This is a genomic window from Oceanicoccus sagamiensis, from assembly GCF_002117105.1.
Lineage (GTDB): Bacteria > Pseudomonadota > Gammaproteobacteria > Pseudomonadales > Dasaniaceae > Oceanicoccus > Oceanicoccus sagamiensis.
Window position 1 is genome coordinate 1,264,320 of record NZ_CP019343.1, and the last position, 14,364, is coordinate 1,278,683.

14 protein-coding genes and 1 pseudogene are annotated in these 14,364 nt (G+C 48.3%); 9 read left to right on the forward strand and 6 right to left on the reverse strand.

Annotation, left to right across the window (positions count from 1 at the left end; translation table 11 throughout):
- Window positions 1-36: 36 nt before the first annotated feature.
- The 5 genes from BST96_RS05680 (at window position 37) to BST96_RS05700 (ending at window position 3,396) form a co-directional block, all read left to right on the forward strand.
- Window positions 37-519, forward strand: coding sequence for a disulfide bond formation protein B (locus BST96_RS05680; protein ID WP_085757769.1), 483 nt, complete (start codon window positions 37-39; stop codon window positions 517-519).
- 2 nt (window positions 520-521) lie between these two features.
- Window positions 522-878: a CidA/LrgA family protein gene (locus BST96_RS05685; protein WP_085757770.1), complete on the forward strand. Its 357-nt coding sequence runs from the start codon at window positions 522-524 to the stop codon at window positions 876-878.
- On the forward strand, window positions 878-1,570 hold the full coding sequence (locus BST96_RS05690; RefSeq protein ID WP_085757771.1) for an LrgB family protein: 693 nt from the start codon (window positions 878-880) through the stop codon (window positions 1,568-1,570). Before BST96_RS05685 ends, BST96_RS05690 begins: the two co-directional genes overlap by 1 nt.
- A 201-nt stretch (window positions 1,571-1,771) precedes the next feature.
- Window positions 1,772-2,236 (forward strand): sigma D regulator, encoded by a 465-nt coding sequence (gene rsd / locus BST96_RS05695; RefSeq protein ID WP_085757772.1) that lies wholly within the window; start codon window positions 1,772-1,774, stop codon window positions 2,234-2,236.
- 323 nt (window positions 2,237-2,559) lie between these two features.
- On the forward strand, window positions 2,560-3,396 hold the full coding sequence (locus BST96_RS05700; protein WP_240554903.1) for a WD40 repeat domain-containing protein: 837 nt from the start codon (window positions 2,560-2,562) through the stop codon (window positions 3,394-3,396).
- Window positions 3,397-3,505: 109 nt separating this feature from the next.
- Here the strand turns inward: BST96_RS05700 and BST96_RS05705 are convergent, their stop codons facing one another.
- Both BST96_RS05705 and BST96_RS05710 read right to left on the reverse strand, forming a co-directional pair.
- Window positions 3,506-4,243: an FKBP-type peptidyl-prolyl cis-trans isomerase gene (locus BST96_RS05705; RefSeq protein ID WP_085757774.1), complete on the reverse strand. Its 738-nt coding sequence runs from the start codon at window positions 4,241-4,243 to the stop codon at window positions 3,506-3,508.
- Between the two features lie 63 nt (window positions 4,244-4,306).
- Window positions 4,307-4,771 carry a DUF4124 domain-containing protein gene (locus tag BST96_RS05710; protein ID WP_169713920.1) on the reverse strand — a complete coding sequence of 155 codons (465 nt, stop codon included), beginning with the start codon at window positions 4,769-4,771 and terminating at the stop codon, window positions 4,307-4,309.
- A 300-nt stretch (window positions 4,772-5,071) separates the two neighbouring features.
- Here BST96_RS05710 and BST96_RS05715 point away from each other — a divergent pair, with 300 nt between their 5' ends.
- Window positions 5,072-5,923, forward strand: a complete 852-nt coding sequence (locus tag BST96_RS05715; RefSeq protein WP_206045407.1) for a hypothetical protein — start codon at window positions 5,072-5,074, stop codon at window positions 5,921-5,923.
- Between the two features lie 58 nt (window positions 5,924-5,981).
- On the opposite strand, the gene BST96_RS05720 is transcribed toward BST96_RS05715, so the two are convergent.
- A complete protein-coding gene (locus tag BST96_RS05720) occupies window positions 5,982-6,455 on the reverse strand; it encodes a TIGR02444 family protein (RefSeq protein ID WP_169713921.1) in 474 nt (157 codons plus the stop codon).
- A gap of 57 nt (window positions 6,456-6,512) precedes the next feature.
- Here BST96_RS05720 and BST96_RS05725 point away from each other — a divergent pair, with 57 nt between their 5' ends.
- The 3 genes from BST96_RS05725 (at window position 6,513) to BST96_RS05735 (ending at window position 10,960) form a co-directional block, all read left to right on the forward strand.
- On the forward strand, window positions 6,513-8,426 hold the full coding sequence (locus tag BST96_RS05725) for an ATP-binding cassette domain-containing protein (RefSeq protein WP_085757777.1): 1,914 nt from the start codon (window positions 6,513-6,515) through the stop codon (window positions 8,424-8,426).
- 5 nt (window positions 8,427-8,431) lie between these two features.
- A complete protein-coding gene (locus BST96_RS05730) occupies window positions 8,432-8,995 on the forward strand; it encodes a toxin-antitoxin system YwqK family antitoxin (protein WP_085757778.1) in 564 nt (187 codons plus the stop codon).
- A gap of 204 nt (window positions 8,996-9,199) precedes the next feature.
- Window positions 9,200-10,960, forward strand: a complete 1,761-nt coding sequence (locus BST96_RS05735) for a GumC domain-containing protein (RefSeq protein ID WP_085757779.1) — start codon at window positions 9,200-9,202, stop codon at window positions 10,958-10,960.
- Between the two features lie 7 nt (window positions 10,961-10,967).
- Here BST96_RS05735 and dbpA read toward each other — a convergent pair whose 3' ends face one another.
- The 3 genes and pseudogenes from dbpA to BST96_RS05750 all read right to left on the reverse strand — a co-directional run bounded on the left by dbpA (window position 10,968) and on the right by BST96_RS05750 (window position 14,305).
- Window positions 10,968-12,350, reverse strand: coding sequence for an ATP-dependent RNA helicase DbpA (dbpA, locus tag BST96_RS05740; RefSeq protein WP_085757780.1), 1,383 nt, complete (start codon window positions 12,348-12,350; stop codon window positions 10,968-10,970).
- 99 nt (window positions 12,351-12,449) lie between these two features.
- Window positions 12,450-13,180: pseudogene (locus BST96_RS21450) on the reverse strand (ABC transporter permease).
- Between the two features lie 6 nt (window positions 13,181-13,186).
- Window positions 13,187-14,305 (reverse strand): methyltransferase domain-containing protein, encoded by a 1,119-nt coding sequence (locus BST96_RS05750; protein WP_085757781.1) that lies wholly within the window; start codon window positions 14,303-14,305, stop codon window positions 13,187-13,189.
- Between the last annotated feature and the right edge of the window lie 59 nt (window positions 14,306-14,364).

Consider the following 14,364-nt stretch of genomic DNA (forward strand, 5'->3'; position numbering starts at 1 on the left):
TAAGCCAAATACAGACGCCATTCAGGACCCATAACCATGATATTACCCACCATCAGGCAAACCAATTCTCTTATGGTACTCGGGGTTATCGGCATGATGGCCTATGCACTTTATACCGAATACTATCTTTTTCTAGAGCCCTGCCCCCTGTGTATGACCCAGCGGTTCTTTTATGTACTGATCGCACTGTTTGCACTGATAGCGGTTTTTCATCAGGCAAAATATAAGCTCTATGGTGCTTTGGCTCTGGTCAGTGCCATTGGCGGTATGGCCACCGCCAGCCGACAAGTCTGGTTACAACATCTGCCACCGGAGCAAGTCCCCGCCTGTGGCCCCAGCCTGGAATATATGCTGGAAACCTTTCCCCTCGGCGAAACCCTGATGACCATGATCCGTGGCGACGGTAACTGCGCTGAGGTGGTATGGACTTTTGTTGGCTTTAGCATGGGTGAGTGGTCACTGATTTGCTTTACCGGTTATGCCGCGGTCTTTATCTGGCAACTGCTTCGCCGCAGCTAACGATGTCACTGATTAACGGCGTACTAATCCTGCTGCTTTGCCAGTGCGCAGGTGAAGCCATTAAAAGCTATTTCGGCCTTAGCCTGCCGGGGCCTGTGCTCGGTATGTTTATCCTGTTTATTGGCCTGCTGATTTACCAGGATGTGCCTGAGGCTGTCGCCAAGTCCAGCCGCAGCTTAATCCCAATGCTGGGCTTGATGTTCCTACCCGCCGCTACCGGCTTATTTTTTCTGGGCTCGCAGTACAGCGATCAATGGCCGGCGATTATCGCGGCCGTGCTTATCGGTTCGCTACTATCGTTGATCTTTAACGGTCTGCTAATGACGTTTTTAGCGCGTAAGCGCCGTGGTAAATCCTGATGGAATTACTGAGCAGCCCTTTATTTGCCATTACCTTAAGCCTTGCTGCCTTTCAGCTGGGCAATCTGCTCTATCGCCGACTGAATGAATTCCCGCTGCTGCACCCAACGGTAACCGGTGCCTCGCTCGTCGCACTATTACTGCCCTGGCTGGATATTGACTATCAGGTCTATCTTCAGGGCAACCAGCTATTAATGTTTTGGCTGGGCCCCGCCACTGTTGCCCTGGCAGTACCGCTCTACCAGCAGTTACATTTAATTCGGAAAATGGCGCTGCCGATTTTATTAACCTGCGCTTTTGGTGCCGCCTTTGCGGCGGGTTCCGCGGTGGCTATTGCCTACTGGTTAGGTGGTAGCGAAACCACGATGTTATCCCTTGCCCCCAAATCAGTCACCACCCCGATTGCTATTGAGCTAGCCAATGAGATTGGCGGTCTGGCTACTCTGGCCGCGGGCTGTGTAGCGCTAACCGCCGCCACGGCCATGTGTCTGGCACCGATTGTGTTTCGTGTGCTAAACATTGAAGACCCGCAAATCTGGGGCTTTTGTTTAGGCATTACCGCCCATGGTATGGGTACCGCCAGAGCCTTTGAAATGAACCCTACCGCCGGTGCTTTTTCCAGCCTGGCTATGTGCCTGACCGGCGCTTTTAGCGCCGCATTAATCCCGCTGGTGGTTAAACTTTTGTCATAATCCATTCAAGGCATGACTAAAAAAGTGATTAAGTCATTTTTAAAAAAGTAATTTTTCTAACAATTTCATTCATTTAAAGCTTGTTCTTAAAGCAAACCTCACTTATATTTAATCCATGGCTTAAGTTGGCTAGTCAAAAAACAACCAATTTAAGAATGTTCGCATCATTCAAGAATTAGATAATAAAACAGGGCTAACATCATGCTGGACAATTGCACTATCGAAGAACGCTGGGCCGGAGTTAATGAACTGGTGGCACGCTGGTTACAAGAGCGCCAATCGATTATCGTACAATTTTGCGCACTTAGTGGGGTCCATGAACTGAAGGCTGATGCTGACCCCTCCAATAATCGCTTACAGCAATTTTGCCAGCAGATGGTCGACTATATGTCTGCCGGTCACTTTGAAGTCTATTATGAGCTAATCCGCGAAGCCGAAGCCTTTGCCGATGGCAGTGCGGATATCGCCAATGACCTAATGCCCCAACTAACGCTGACCACTGATATTGCCATGGATTTTAATGATCGCTACGCCAATGCTGAAGGCAATTTGATGACCCTGCCTAAAAGCCTGTCAAAATTGGGGGAAACTCTGGCTTCCCGTTTTGAAATGGAAGACAGCCTGATCGACACGATGCACGAATCTCACCGCGAAGCTGTCGCCTAAGACCTGCCTCTTCCCATGCAATAAACCCTACGCGGTTTATTGCATGCCCCATCAAGTTTCTCCCCTTCTGCCCGATAAAGATTACATAGATATTGAAAGATATTGGGGTTTTTCCTCCTGTGAACTATAACAGTGAGTAGGCCCAAGCGATTTTCCCAATTGCCATTAGGATAAAGACTATCAGCACCATCAAATACAGCCTCTTTTTCGTACTACTGTCGCTACTAAGCGCCTGTGATAGCGGCAATGGCCCGGCAAAAAGCTGGGAGAACGCCGTTAAGGGCAGCTATAGCGCGACCCTCTCTGAAGATGGCAAGCTCAGCGTGATTGGCTCCATTACCCACGGCGGCAGCCTGTGGACGACAACTAAACATGAGCGGAAGTTCGACTGGAATCATAAACAGGGCGAGTACAGCAATATTATCGCTAGTGGCTTTTCTCCCGAGGGGCTGTTTGCCCTGACCGCGGACCATCAAACCATGGTGCTCTGGGATACCAGCACCGGCAAAGCCCTGACTTTTTGGACCGCCCCCAACGAGGTGATGGATTTGGACCTCACCCCCAACGGTAACTATGCCCTGCTTGGGCTGGAAGATTACAGTGCGGTGCTGTTTGATGTTAAACGCGGCGGCATCCAGCGCTCTTTCTACCATCAAGACCGGGTTCGCAGTGTTGAGCTAAGTAATAATGGCGAGTTAGCCATTACCGGCTCTGAAGACCAAACCGCCAAGTTATGGAATATAACTAGCGGCGAAGAACTATTTAGCTGGCAGCATACGGATGAGGTGGTCACCGTGGCTATTTCCCCGGATGGCAGCCGAGCATTTAGCGTTGCCAAATATGATAAAGCGGTTATCTGGGATACCGCTACCGGCAAAGCCATTGGCCAGTTACCACTGCGAGCCACAGCAATAAAACGCGGCCAGGCATTTACCAGCGCCCGGTTTTCCAATGACGGCAAACAATTACTGACCGGCAACTCTGATCGGCTGGTGCAACTGTGGGATGCCAAAGCCTTGAAGGAATTAAAACGATGGACTGTACCCAAACGCGACCCATGGAAGCCTACTAGTGCGGCGGTTACGGCGGTGAGTTTTAGTGGCAAGAAGGGGCAGTATTATGCGGTGGCTTCTAATGGGTTTCTGCATTTACTGCAGTAATGCAGAAACAAAAAAGCCGCACTAAAAAGCACGGCCTTCTTAAGGGTTAAACTACAAAACGGTTAAACTACAAAACGGTCAAACTACAAAACGGTCAAACTACAACAACTTAACCTTCCGCAGCAGCATCCTTAATCGCCACCAACTCCACTTCAAAAATCAACGTCGCATTAGGGCCGATCGGTCCACCACCGGTGCCGCCAGGGCCATAAGCAAGATTAGAAGGGATTACAAAGCGATACTTGGAACCGACAGGCATTAACTGCAAACCTTCCGTCCAACCGGGAATCACGCCATTAAGTGGGAAGCTAACTGTTTGGCCGCGCTTATAAGAGCTATCAAACTCAGTACCGTCTAATAAGGTACCGGCATAATGTACTTCAACGGTATCAGCGGCAGTAGGCTTGGCACCTTCACCGGCGCTAATCACTTCATATTGCAAACCACTCTCTGTTGTCGTTACACCTTCTTTGGCACCGTTCTCCGCCAAATAGGCTTCACCAGCTACCTTATTGTCTTCACCCAGTTTATTGGCCGCTTCCTGTTGGGCCGCCATTTGCTGCTGCTGGAAGGCCTGCATTTCGGCCATAATTTCTTCCTGGGTCATCAACTGCTCGCCGCCGTTGACCGCATCTTTAACACCCTGGGCAAAGGTATCCACATCAATGGTAAAGGTTTCTTGTTTAAGGCGCTGGCCCAGGCCAATACCCATGCCATAGCTGATACGCTTTTCAGCGGTATCAAGCGCAGCTGCAGGTGCAGCCTCAGCCGCAGGTTCAGCAGCTTGTTGGTTACAACCGATCAGAGCCGTGCTGATGGCAGCGGCGAGTAATAATTGTCGTTTCATTATGATTCCTGTTCCTGGGTTATTTTCCTGGTTAATAAAAGTGATTTATGTGGCCGCTTAACGTCAAAAGCCAAGGCCGCCGGGTAGGCGTATACTACTACTGTTATCCCCCTTATTAACAGGGGCTTCCATCACGTTTTCTACCTCTGGCAAGGCCTCCATACTGACCTGGGTACTGGTCACCGGCTTTTGATTGGAAAAATGCCAGCGGCCTTTTTCATCCTGCCACTTATACAGAGTGCCAGCGCTGCTCGAAACAGGGGTTGGCGCAGCTTGCACCAATGCTGCGCTATTGTCGGTCTGCGCAGCGGTCTGATCCCCCCTATCAGACTGTGCTGGAGGACTGGCCTGCTGTAGCTGATCAACAACGCCGCTAATCGCTGCCTGATCAATGGGCAAGCTATCTAAATTGGGCACCCAATCACTCAAGGTCATTAAGGGCCGGCCATCGGGCCCCTTCATCACCATTGGCATACCCAGCGCCAACAGGACAAATAACAGCAGTGTAAACTTTGCCTTAAAACTCATTTCTAGCATCCTTATGCTAATAGTTAAGCCACCTAACGACTACGAATGGTTAAAAAACAGCCATTTGTACCTCCCTTATCCGGCCGGCCTTAAGCCTTAAAGGTAGAGATATAGTCGACCATAACGTTGAACCTGTCTAGCTTGTGCACTATCTAATCAGAGCAAAACCACATTTTGGCAAAAACGCGACTATAATGTCCCTTAATACTTCGATATGAGCTATACAAAAGGCCTATCTAGACGAGTAGGTTATATCGTCTATACTGAATAAATATGAGGGAATACAAAGGGTTATGACCTATGGCGACTAAAAATAAGAAAGCCCCGGCCAAAAAAGCAGCAGCCAGGAAGAAAACTCCAGTCAAAGCCGCTGGCAAGTCGAAAGCCGTGAGCAAGAAGGCTCCTGCCAAGAAAGCACCTGCCAAGAAGACCGCGGCGAAGAAAACAGCGGCCAAAAAAGTAGCCGCCAAGAAAAAGGCCGCGCCCAAAAAGGCCGTCACCAAAAAAGCGGCACCTAAAAAGGCAGCGCCTAAGAAAGCCGCTGCCAAGAAAAAAGTAGCCACCAAAAAAGCCGCTACCAAGAAAGCTGTGCCGAAGAAAAAAGCCGCCGCTAAAAAGGTAGTCGCCAAGAAAGCCGCGCCTAAAAAAGCCGCTGCCAAGAAAAAAGCAGCCCCCAAAAAGGCCGCCGCCAAAAAAGCTGTGCCGAAGAAAAAAGCCACGCCTAAAAAGGCAGCTCCCAAGCAAGCAGCTGCCAAGGCCAAGTCGCCCGTCAAAGCCAAAGTGGCAGCTACAAAAGTGACCGCCAAAAAAGCCGCGGCCAAAAAAGCACCAGCAAAAAAAGCCGTTAGCAAAAAGGCAGCGGCAAAACCAGTGACTAAGGCGAAAGCAGCCCCCAAAAAGACCAAGGCAGCCGCTAAACCAACACCAAAGCAGCCCAAAGAGGCCACGACTCTGGAACAGGTTAAAGCTGAGTTACAGGTGGAAACCCCCATTGAAAAGCCCGTAGCCAAAGCACCACCGGTGAAAAAGGTGATTCACCGGGTCGAGCAAAGTCTGGCCGAAGACCCCATGGAGAAGCTTGAGGAAGAAGTCAGAAAAGAAAACGCCAAAGACGGTGGCGCTCCGGTGATTCGTAGCCTGTTTGATTTCTAGCGGGATATCCGTCCAAAAACCTGTTCAGGCCAGGCGTGAACAGGTTTTTTTATGCCTGCTATTTAATCAGTTCTGCTAATTGGCTAAGGCTGGGGGATAATGAACCCTGACTGGCCGGGCTTAATAGCGAGCCATATAGGTCCAGATTATCGCTCAGCGCTACCTCAGGATCAGCCGAAGATACGCTAAGCGACTGCAACTGCTGGGCAATCAAGACTTGCTGACGCCGCTCTGCCTCAACTTCTATAGCCTTAATCTGCTCACGAAATGCGTGGTCATCTTCCCTGCCCTTGAGATAACGCCGAACTGACCGCAATGGCTGCACACATTGCTGCTGCCATGGCAGGGCGAGATCAAGCAAAGACTGCAAGCCTTCAGGGCTTATTCGCTGCCCCTGACTACCCAACCAAGCACAACAAAGCAGTATATTCACATCGGCTTGATAGCGGTCCTGCAACATAATTAATAACGGCTCTACCCCGGGCCGACTATAGACCGTCAGGGAGTATTGCCAAAAGGGGCTGTCTTGCATAGTAAATTCCATGTTTTACATACTGTCAGTTCATCATTTCCAGTACAATGCTGCGCCATGATTACACTGGAACAGATAAGCTTACAACGGGGCAGCAAGTTTCTGCTAGAGCAGGCAAGTGCTGTTTTTCACCCCGGCCAGAAAATAGCACTCATTGGAGCCAATGGCACCGGTAAATCCAGCCTGTTTCAATTGCTGCTGGGGAAACTGAGTGCCGATGACGGTACGGCGTCTATCCCCCAGCATTGGCGAATAGCTCATATGGCTCAGGAAGTCGCCACCAGTGAACGTAACGCACTGGACTATATCATCGATGGCGACCAACAACTGCGTGCTATTGAAGCTGATATTCAACAGGCCGAGCAAAAAGAAAACCACAACAAGCTAGCCGAACTGCACGAACAACTGGATACCATTGACGGCTATAACGCTAAAGTGCGGGCCGAGCAACTAATGTTGGGGCTGGGGTTCAAACTTAGCGATATTGATAAGTCCGCCAATAGTTTTTCCGGTGGCTGGCGCATTCGTTTAAATCTGGCGCAGGCCTTAATGAGCCCTTCTGATTTATTGCTGCTCGATGAACCGACCAACCACCTTGATCTCGACGCCGAACTTTGGCTAGAGCAATGGCTGCAACGCTATCAAGGCAGCCTGTTATTAATTTCTCACGACCGGGATTTTATCGACAGTGTTTGCGAAGGTATTGTGCATATTGAGCACAAGCGTTTAAACGCCTATAAGGGTAACTACTCCGCCTTTGAGCGCCAACGCGCTGAACGGCTGGCACAACAACAAGCCAACTATGAAAAGCAACAAGTGCGCAAAGCAGAAATTAACGACTTTGTTCGTCGCTTTCGCGCCAAGGCCACCAAAGCCAAACAGGCGCAAAGTCGCTTAAAAGAATTAGCGCGGATGGAAGATATTGCACCTGCCCATATCGATTCGCCGTTTGATTTTAGTTTCCCGGAACCCGGCAAGTTTTCTGACCCCTTATTAAATTTAAGCCATGCTAATTTAGGTTATGGCGAAACTACGGTTGTTAACGCCGTAAATCTTAGCATTCACCCCGGCAGTCGTATTGGATTATTAGGGGCCAATGGTGCGGGTAAATCCACGATGATTAAATCCCTGGCCAGTGAGATTGCTTTGCTGTCTGGGGATTTTACCGAGGGTGAGAATTTACAATTAGGTTACTTTAGCCAACATCAGCTGGAAGCCCTGGATTTAGATGCCAGCCCTGCCCTGCATTTACAACGACTAAGCCCAAAAGCTCGCGAACAGGAAATACGCAACTTTCTCGGTGGTTTTAATTTTCACGGTGATATGGCGGTAGAGCCAATACGCTATTTCTCCGGCGGTGAAAAAGCTCGGCTAGCGCTGGCCATTGTCGTTTGGCAAAAACCGAATCTCTTATTGCTGGATGAACCCACCAACCATCTTGATCTTGAAATGTGCCATGCATTAACCGTAGCATTGCAAGCCTTTGAAGGTGCGGTTATCGTGGTCTCGCACGACAGGCATTTATTACGCAATACCGTCGATCAATTTTTGCTAGTCGCCAATGGCAAGGCGGACCTGTTTGAAGGTGACCTTGATGACTATAGCCGCTGGCTAATTGCACAAAGAAAGGTGGATAGCAAAAGCACCGATAAGCATTCCAGTAGCGACGGCAAAGTGGATAAAAAAGTGCAGCGCCAACAGGCTGCAGCGATCAGGAAAAAACTTAACCCTATCAACAATGCCATTAAGAAAGTTGAAACGCAGATAGCAAAAACAGACGAGCAGCTTAGCAGCGTAGAAACATCACTGGGGGATAACAGCCTCTACGAAGCGGAGAACAAGGATAAACTGCAACAACTGCTACAAGAACAAGCCACGCTCACCCAGCAAAAAGACCAGCAAGAAGAAAAATGGCTAACGTTGAACGATGAACTGGAAAGCCTGCAACAATCACTGTCAATCCAAGAGTAACCGCCATGATAAAAATACTAAGCGTTCTATTACTTTTTTTATTAACATCTTGTAGCACCCAGACTATTGATATCAGCCAAGTTTATACGGTTGATAAATTAGCCTATAACCAGAAAAGCAAAACACCCTACTCCGGCGATGTCAGCAGTATTTATGATAATGGCAGCAAAAAAACGCAGGGACATTACCAACAGGGCTTGCGCCACGGCACCTGGTCAGCCTGGTATCCTTCAGGGCAACAGCAATATGCCCGCAATTACCAGCTAGGCAAAAAACACGGTGCGCAAACGGAGTGGTATGAAAACGGCCAGCAAAAAGTTGCCTCCAACTATATAGACGGCAAAGAAGATGGCACCAGTTTTAGCTACTACGACAACGGCCAAAAGAAACATCAATGGTCAATGACTGCAGGACAACCCTCGGGCACATGGATTCGCTGGTATAAAAACGGTGTAAAAAAGGAAGAACTCCACTACGTTAATGGCAAAAAGCATGGCTTATTAATTAAATGGAATGAGCAAGGGGATATTAACAAGAAAAAAGAATATCATCATGGCAAATTACGGTGAGCGACCCCCGCCCTCTAAATCGCAGCCCCTTGCTTGGCTATCCCTTTTTGTCTCAAATCAAATATTATTGCAGACAACCATCCTCAGGCCATCAACGCTTGACAGGTTAATTGTCAAGTGCTGCCCCATCAACTATGGTTTAAAGATAAGTAATAAAAAGAAATTTATATAGATCCCCCTTTTAGCCTGTTAAGGATACCAGCAATGGAAATAGATGACGGCGTTTTTTATATGGCTTTGGAGATGTACCTTATCCTCATTGTCCTGCTTGGGATATTACTTTTTGTGCTCAAGAAAAAAATTGACCAAATAAAAGACCTGGAGCTTAAAATCGCCGGGGTTAATAACACACACACCCAAGTTGCAGATTTCCTTAAACGTGAAATTTCCTTATCAGAACCGCGCCAGCACAGCGGCAAAGCCTGTGATAAGCCAATCTTATCTCTTCGTCAAAAAATTCTCAGTGCCGAGTTAGAAGCCCTACAACAGGCTGGTGAAAACCCTTCAGAGCTGTCTATTGTCAAAGCATCTTTAAAAAACGCCTTAGCTGTATCTCCCCCTTCAAAATCAGCCCTGACATTAAGTGGTGACCACGCAGTTGAACTGGTTGACGCCAAGCAACAGCAGGCCATCAGGGACAAACTGCAAACCTTGCAAGAAAACCTGATAAAGCGTAACAAATTGGTTATCGAACTGACAGAGAAGCTTAGGAAAGCTGAGGCAGGCAATGTCGACCAGGCTGCTGCCGACTCGCTGATCAAAGACATTGAGGATGAATCAAACCTTATTAAACAGCTCAAAGATGAATTAGCCAAGGCCGAAGCTATGTGCCAACAGGCGCAGGAAAAAATCCGGCAACTGGAAAAAAACAAAAACGCGCATACCATTCTGACACTGGAAAAAAACCAGCAACCCACCGGCAACAATACCCAGGATGAAGTTGAAAGACTCAGGGATGTACTGGAGGATTTACTGGGTAAATATAACGGCGCCAAACGCCAACTGGAAAAGCTTCGCCTTAGCAACAGTGAAAAACGTAGCATTATCTTAAGACTGGAGAGTGAGCAGGAGAAAATGAGCACTGAGTCCAGCGAGGAAATTAGCGGTATTATAGAAAAGCTAAAAACTGAACTTCGCGACTCTCAAATGTGCACCGCAGTACTGGAATCAGAAACCGACAATCTGCGGGAAAAAGTTCACGAGCTAAAAGAAGAAATCAATGTTATCCATCAAACAGGGGCTGAAGTAGCCGTACCTGAGGTCAAAAAAGACAGCAAACTTGGTGAATTTGGACGAATGCTACTGGATGCCCTAATCGCTATTACCGGGCTGAATGAACCGGAAGATGTGTCTACCCAACTTATCCGCTTAGCCAAAGGTATTGATATCGACATCTGTTTTTTGCTAAGAAATAATTTAATGACTTTCTGGGGCGGAACCAGAGAGCATACTGATGAAAGGATTCAAAAATTATTACTGGGCATCGATTCCAGCGGCGATGAACGCTGGGTTGAAACGGCTGACGGCGCCATTTTATCGCTGGACTATTGCCGGGTTATTGTTTTAGGTGTAAGTGTCGACAACCCGCCCGTCGACCTGCAACGTTTAGCAAAAGCCTTCTCTATTGCCAATGCCGCCACCAAGCGGATTGAGTTACAAATAAAAGTCTCTCAACAAAAGAACCGGCTGGATAACATTGTTAAAAAAACCAAAGGCTCATTAAGCGCCATGGAAAGCCGGCATAAATTGATTATTGACCAGGCTAAAGAGGCCGTGGATATTTTTAATTCAGAGTTCGATCAGTTTTCGAAAAGCGTTGAATTTTCGCAATTACAGACCGAGTGCATTACCGACATTATCACCGACCTTAGCGAGAGGATGGATATACTATTTGCTACCGGTGTTTCAATCGACAAATCCTATATTGAGCTTATGGCCCTATTGGAAGTCGATGATGCTGCCTAGGCAAGCTCTAACGTAAGCGCCGGACTTTAAACTTTCGCCCTTTGATCTTGCCTTGCTCCAACCGTTTTAGGGCCTGGCGCGCTACATCACGCTCAATAGCCACATAGGCCACATGGTCCAGCACGGTTATTTTACCCACTGCCTTACCCTGGATACCGGCATCACCAGTCAACGCCCCTAAAATATCTCCGGGCCGAACTTTTTCTTTGCGGCCGCCGCCAATACATAAGCTCACCATCGGCGGCTCTGTGATCGCATCCTTATCGCTATTCAGAGTTTCAATAGCTTCAAAATCCAGCGGCATCGCCTGATACTCGGCAATAGCATCAACTTTGTATTTCTCTGAATCAGAAAATACGGCCAGCGCTAAACCCTCTTTGCCCGCTCTGCCGGTGCGCCCTATGCGGTGAATATAAATTTCAGGGTCGCGGGGCAAATCAAAATTAATCACCGCCTCAAGGTCATCGATATCCAGACCTCTGGCTGCAACATCAGTAGCCACTAACAACGAGCAACTGCGATGGGAAAACTGCACCAAGATCTGGTCACGGTCACGCTGTTCCAAATCACCGTGTAATGCTTTGGCACTAAAACCCTGCTGGCATAAATATTCACAGACTTCCTTAACTACTTTGATGGTATTGCAAAATATCACCGCGGACTGAACGTCATAGTTGGCCAGTATGCGCTCTAAGCCATAGAGCTTGTTGTCTTTGCTGGTGATATATAGGGCCTGTTTGATATGAGCATTGCTATGAATAGACTCTACCGTGACTTCTACTGGCTCGCGCTGAAAGGCCGCACTGAGTGATTTTATTTTTTTTGGATAGGTGGCGGAAAATAACAGCGTCTGGCGCTGCTCTGGTGTCTCCCCAATAATAATCTCCATATCCTCATAAAAACCCATATCCAGCATGCGGTCAGCTTCATCTAGCACCAGTGTATTAATACGGGCCAGAGATAAGGTTTTTTTGCGCAAATGATCTTTAATTCTACCTGGGGTTCCAACAATAATATGGGCACCGTGTTCCAATGAACCAATCTGCGGACCGATAGACTGACCACCACATAAGACCACGACTTTAATATTTTGCTGATAACGGGCCAGCCTGCGAATCTCGGTAGCCACCTGGGTGCTAAGCTCCCGGGTTGGGCACAGTACCAGTGCCTGAGCACCAAAATCTCTGGGGTTAATGTTGGTCAGCATACCAATGGCAAAAGCGGCGGTTTTACCGCTACCGGTTTTGGCCTTGGCGATAAGGTCTTTACCTTCTAACACCAAAGGTAAGCTTTGCTGCTGGATGGAGGTCATTGCCTGATAACCCAGCTGTTGCAGGTTATCCAACTGGGCAGCGGGCAGGTTCAGGGTTGAGAATGCATTATCGGTCACAGGGGGCCTATTGGGGTACTTGGGCAGGTATCTGCCGAGAATTATAACAGGTTCCCCCCGATCATTCTGTAGCGCGGATTATAATCCACCCTACGAAGTTTAGCAGGGGTTTGTTGTAAACAGTTTTTGATAGGCCGACTTTAAAAAGTACAGAAATAATGCCGAGGAGATTCCCGAAGCAGCAAAGATCATACACATCACCATAATCTGGTAACGGGCAGCTATCAGCGGCGAAACGCCTGATAGGATTTGCCCGGTCATCATACCCGGCAGCGAAACCAAACCGACCGCAAATAATGAGTTAACCACGGGAATAAGCGATGCATTAAAGGCCACAGCCCTCGCCTGCTGAAAATCATCGCCATGCTGGATTTCGGATGAAAAGCGCTCCGCCGACAAACTCACGCTGGTCATGGCATTGGCGAAAACCATCCCCCCAAAGGAATCATATACTGTGGCGCATACCAGGGCTCTATCTTTAATACCGCCTGGCTGATAATCAACAGTGTGACACCACCACCGATGGCAATGGCCAAACAGGCTTTTAGTAATAATGCGCGGCGATACTCCAGTACCGTGTTCAAGGCTATCCAACTGGATACCACAATCATTAGTAGCAGCACTGCCAACACCACAATGGGTAGATCGGTAGAGAGCAGGTAGGCAAGACAGTAACCTACCGTGAGTAATTGCACCAGCATACGGGCCACTGCATAAGTGGCATTGCCGTAGTTGAGGGACCAGCGATAATAAACTAGCAACACGGCTATGACGGGAATAAATGCCAGAGCTAAATGAGCCAGTTCAACCGTTTTAATGGATGCCTCCATGACAATCTAGCAACAGGCTTCGCTGGTACCTGTACCCACCTGAAGCCCACCTTTGGTTTCTGCCACCGGGCGAAGTGTGCCCGCCGGTTTCGAGAAGCAGCCCAGGTTGGCTTCTTGTGCTGGCGACATACAAACAAAATCTTTGGCATAAGGGCCGTCTTTAATTAAGTCAAAGGTGCGACGGGAAACAGCGATACGCTCACCTCTGGGATAACGGTTGCCTAAATCATCAAACACTTCGCTATAAGGGCCGCGATATAAAACCGCCTCACCGGCATCGTATAGATTGTCTTTAGCGGGCTTAGTCGCTAACAGTGTTACTGAGCGGAACTCTATATTCTCAACCACCTGCCAGGGCTGATCATCCCATTTGTCATAGCCTACTGCCACAAAGCCAGCATCCAAAAATGCCTGCAGGAATTCTTTTTCTTCAAAGGCGCCAGAAATACAACCGCTCCAAAGCGTTTCATCATTTTGCAAACTTTCAGGCACATGTTCGTCAGAAATAATATCGGAGATAGCTACACGACCACCGGGTTTTAGTACACGAAAAATTTCGCCAATCATTTGCTGACGGTCGGCCTTATCGACCAGATTTAAAACACAATTAGAAATAACCAGACTCACCGAATTATCGGCCACCATAGGATTGTTCTGGCGCTGCTGCTTTTTCCATGACTCCAGTAAGTTCAATTGCTCGGCACCCGCTACGGGCTCAGCTGCCAACTTTGCTTCCAAGTCCTCAACTCGAAGCCCAAGGTCTTGAATATAGCCCTTATTAAAAGTCACTCTATCGCCCCCCAGCTTTTCTGCCATGGCCTGTTGATGACTGCGGGCCAGAGCCAACATATCATCGGTCATATCGACGCCAATCACATGGCCTTTTTCACCCACCAGCTGTGCGGCCATATAACAAATTTTCCCTCCGCCGGAGCCTAAATCTAAAACCACATCGCCCTCTTGCACATAGCGAGAAGGGTCGCCGCAACCATAATCTCTTTCAATAATTTCTTGCGGCAACATTTTTAGCAGCGTGGTATCGTAATCTACTGGGCAGCAAAGTGCCGCCTGACGCTCATTGGCACCTTCGGCATAACGCTCACTGACACTGGCTTCAACTGACATACTTTGCTTCCTTTAGTTTTCATAATTAACGGCTAAACGTCGGGTGGATTATAATCTAC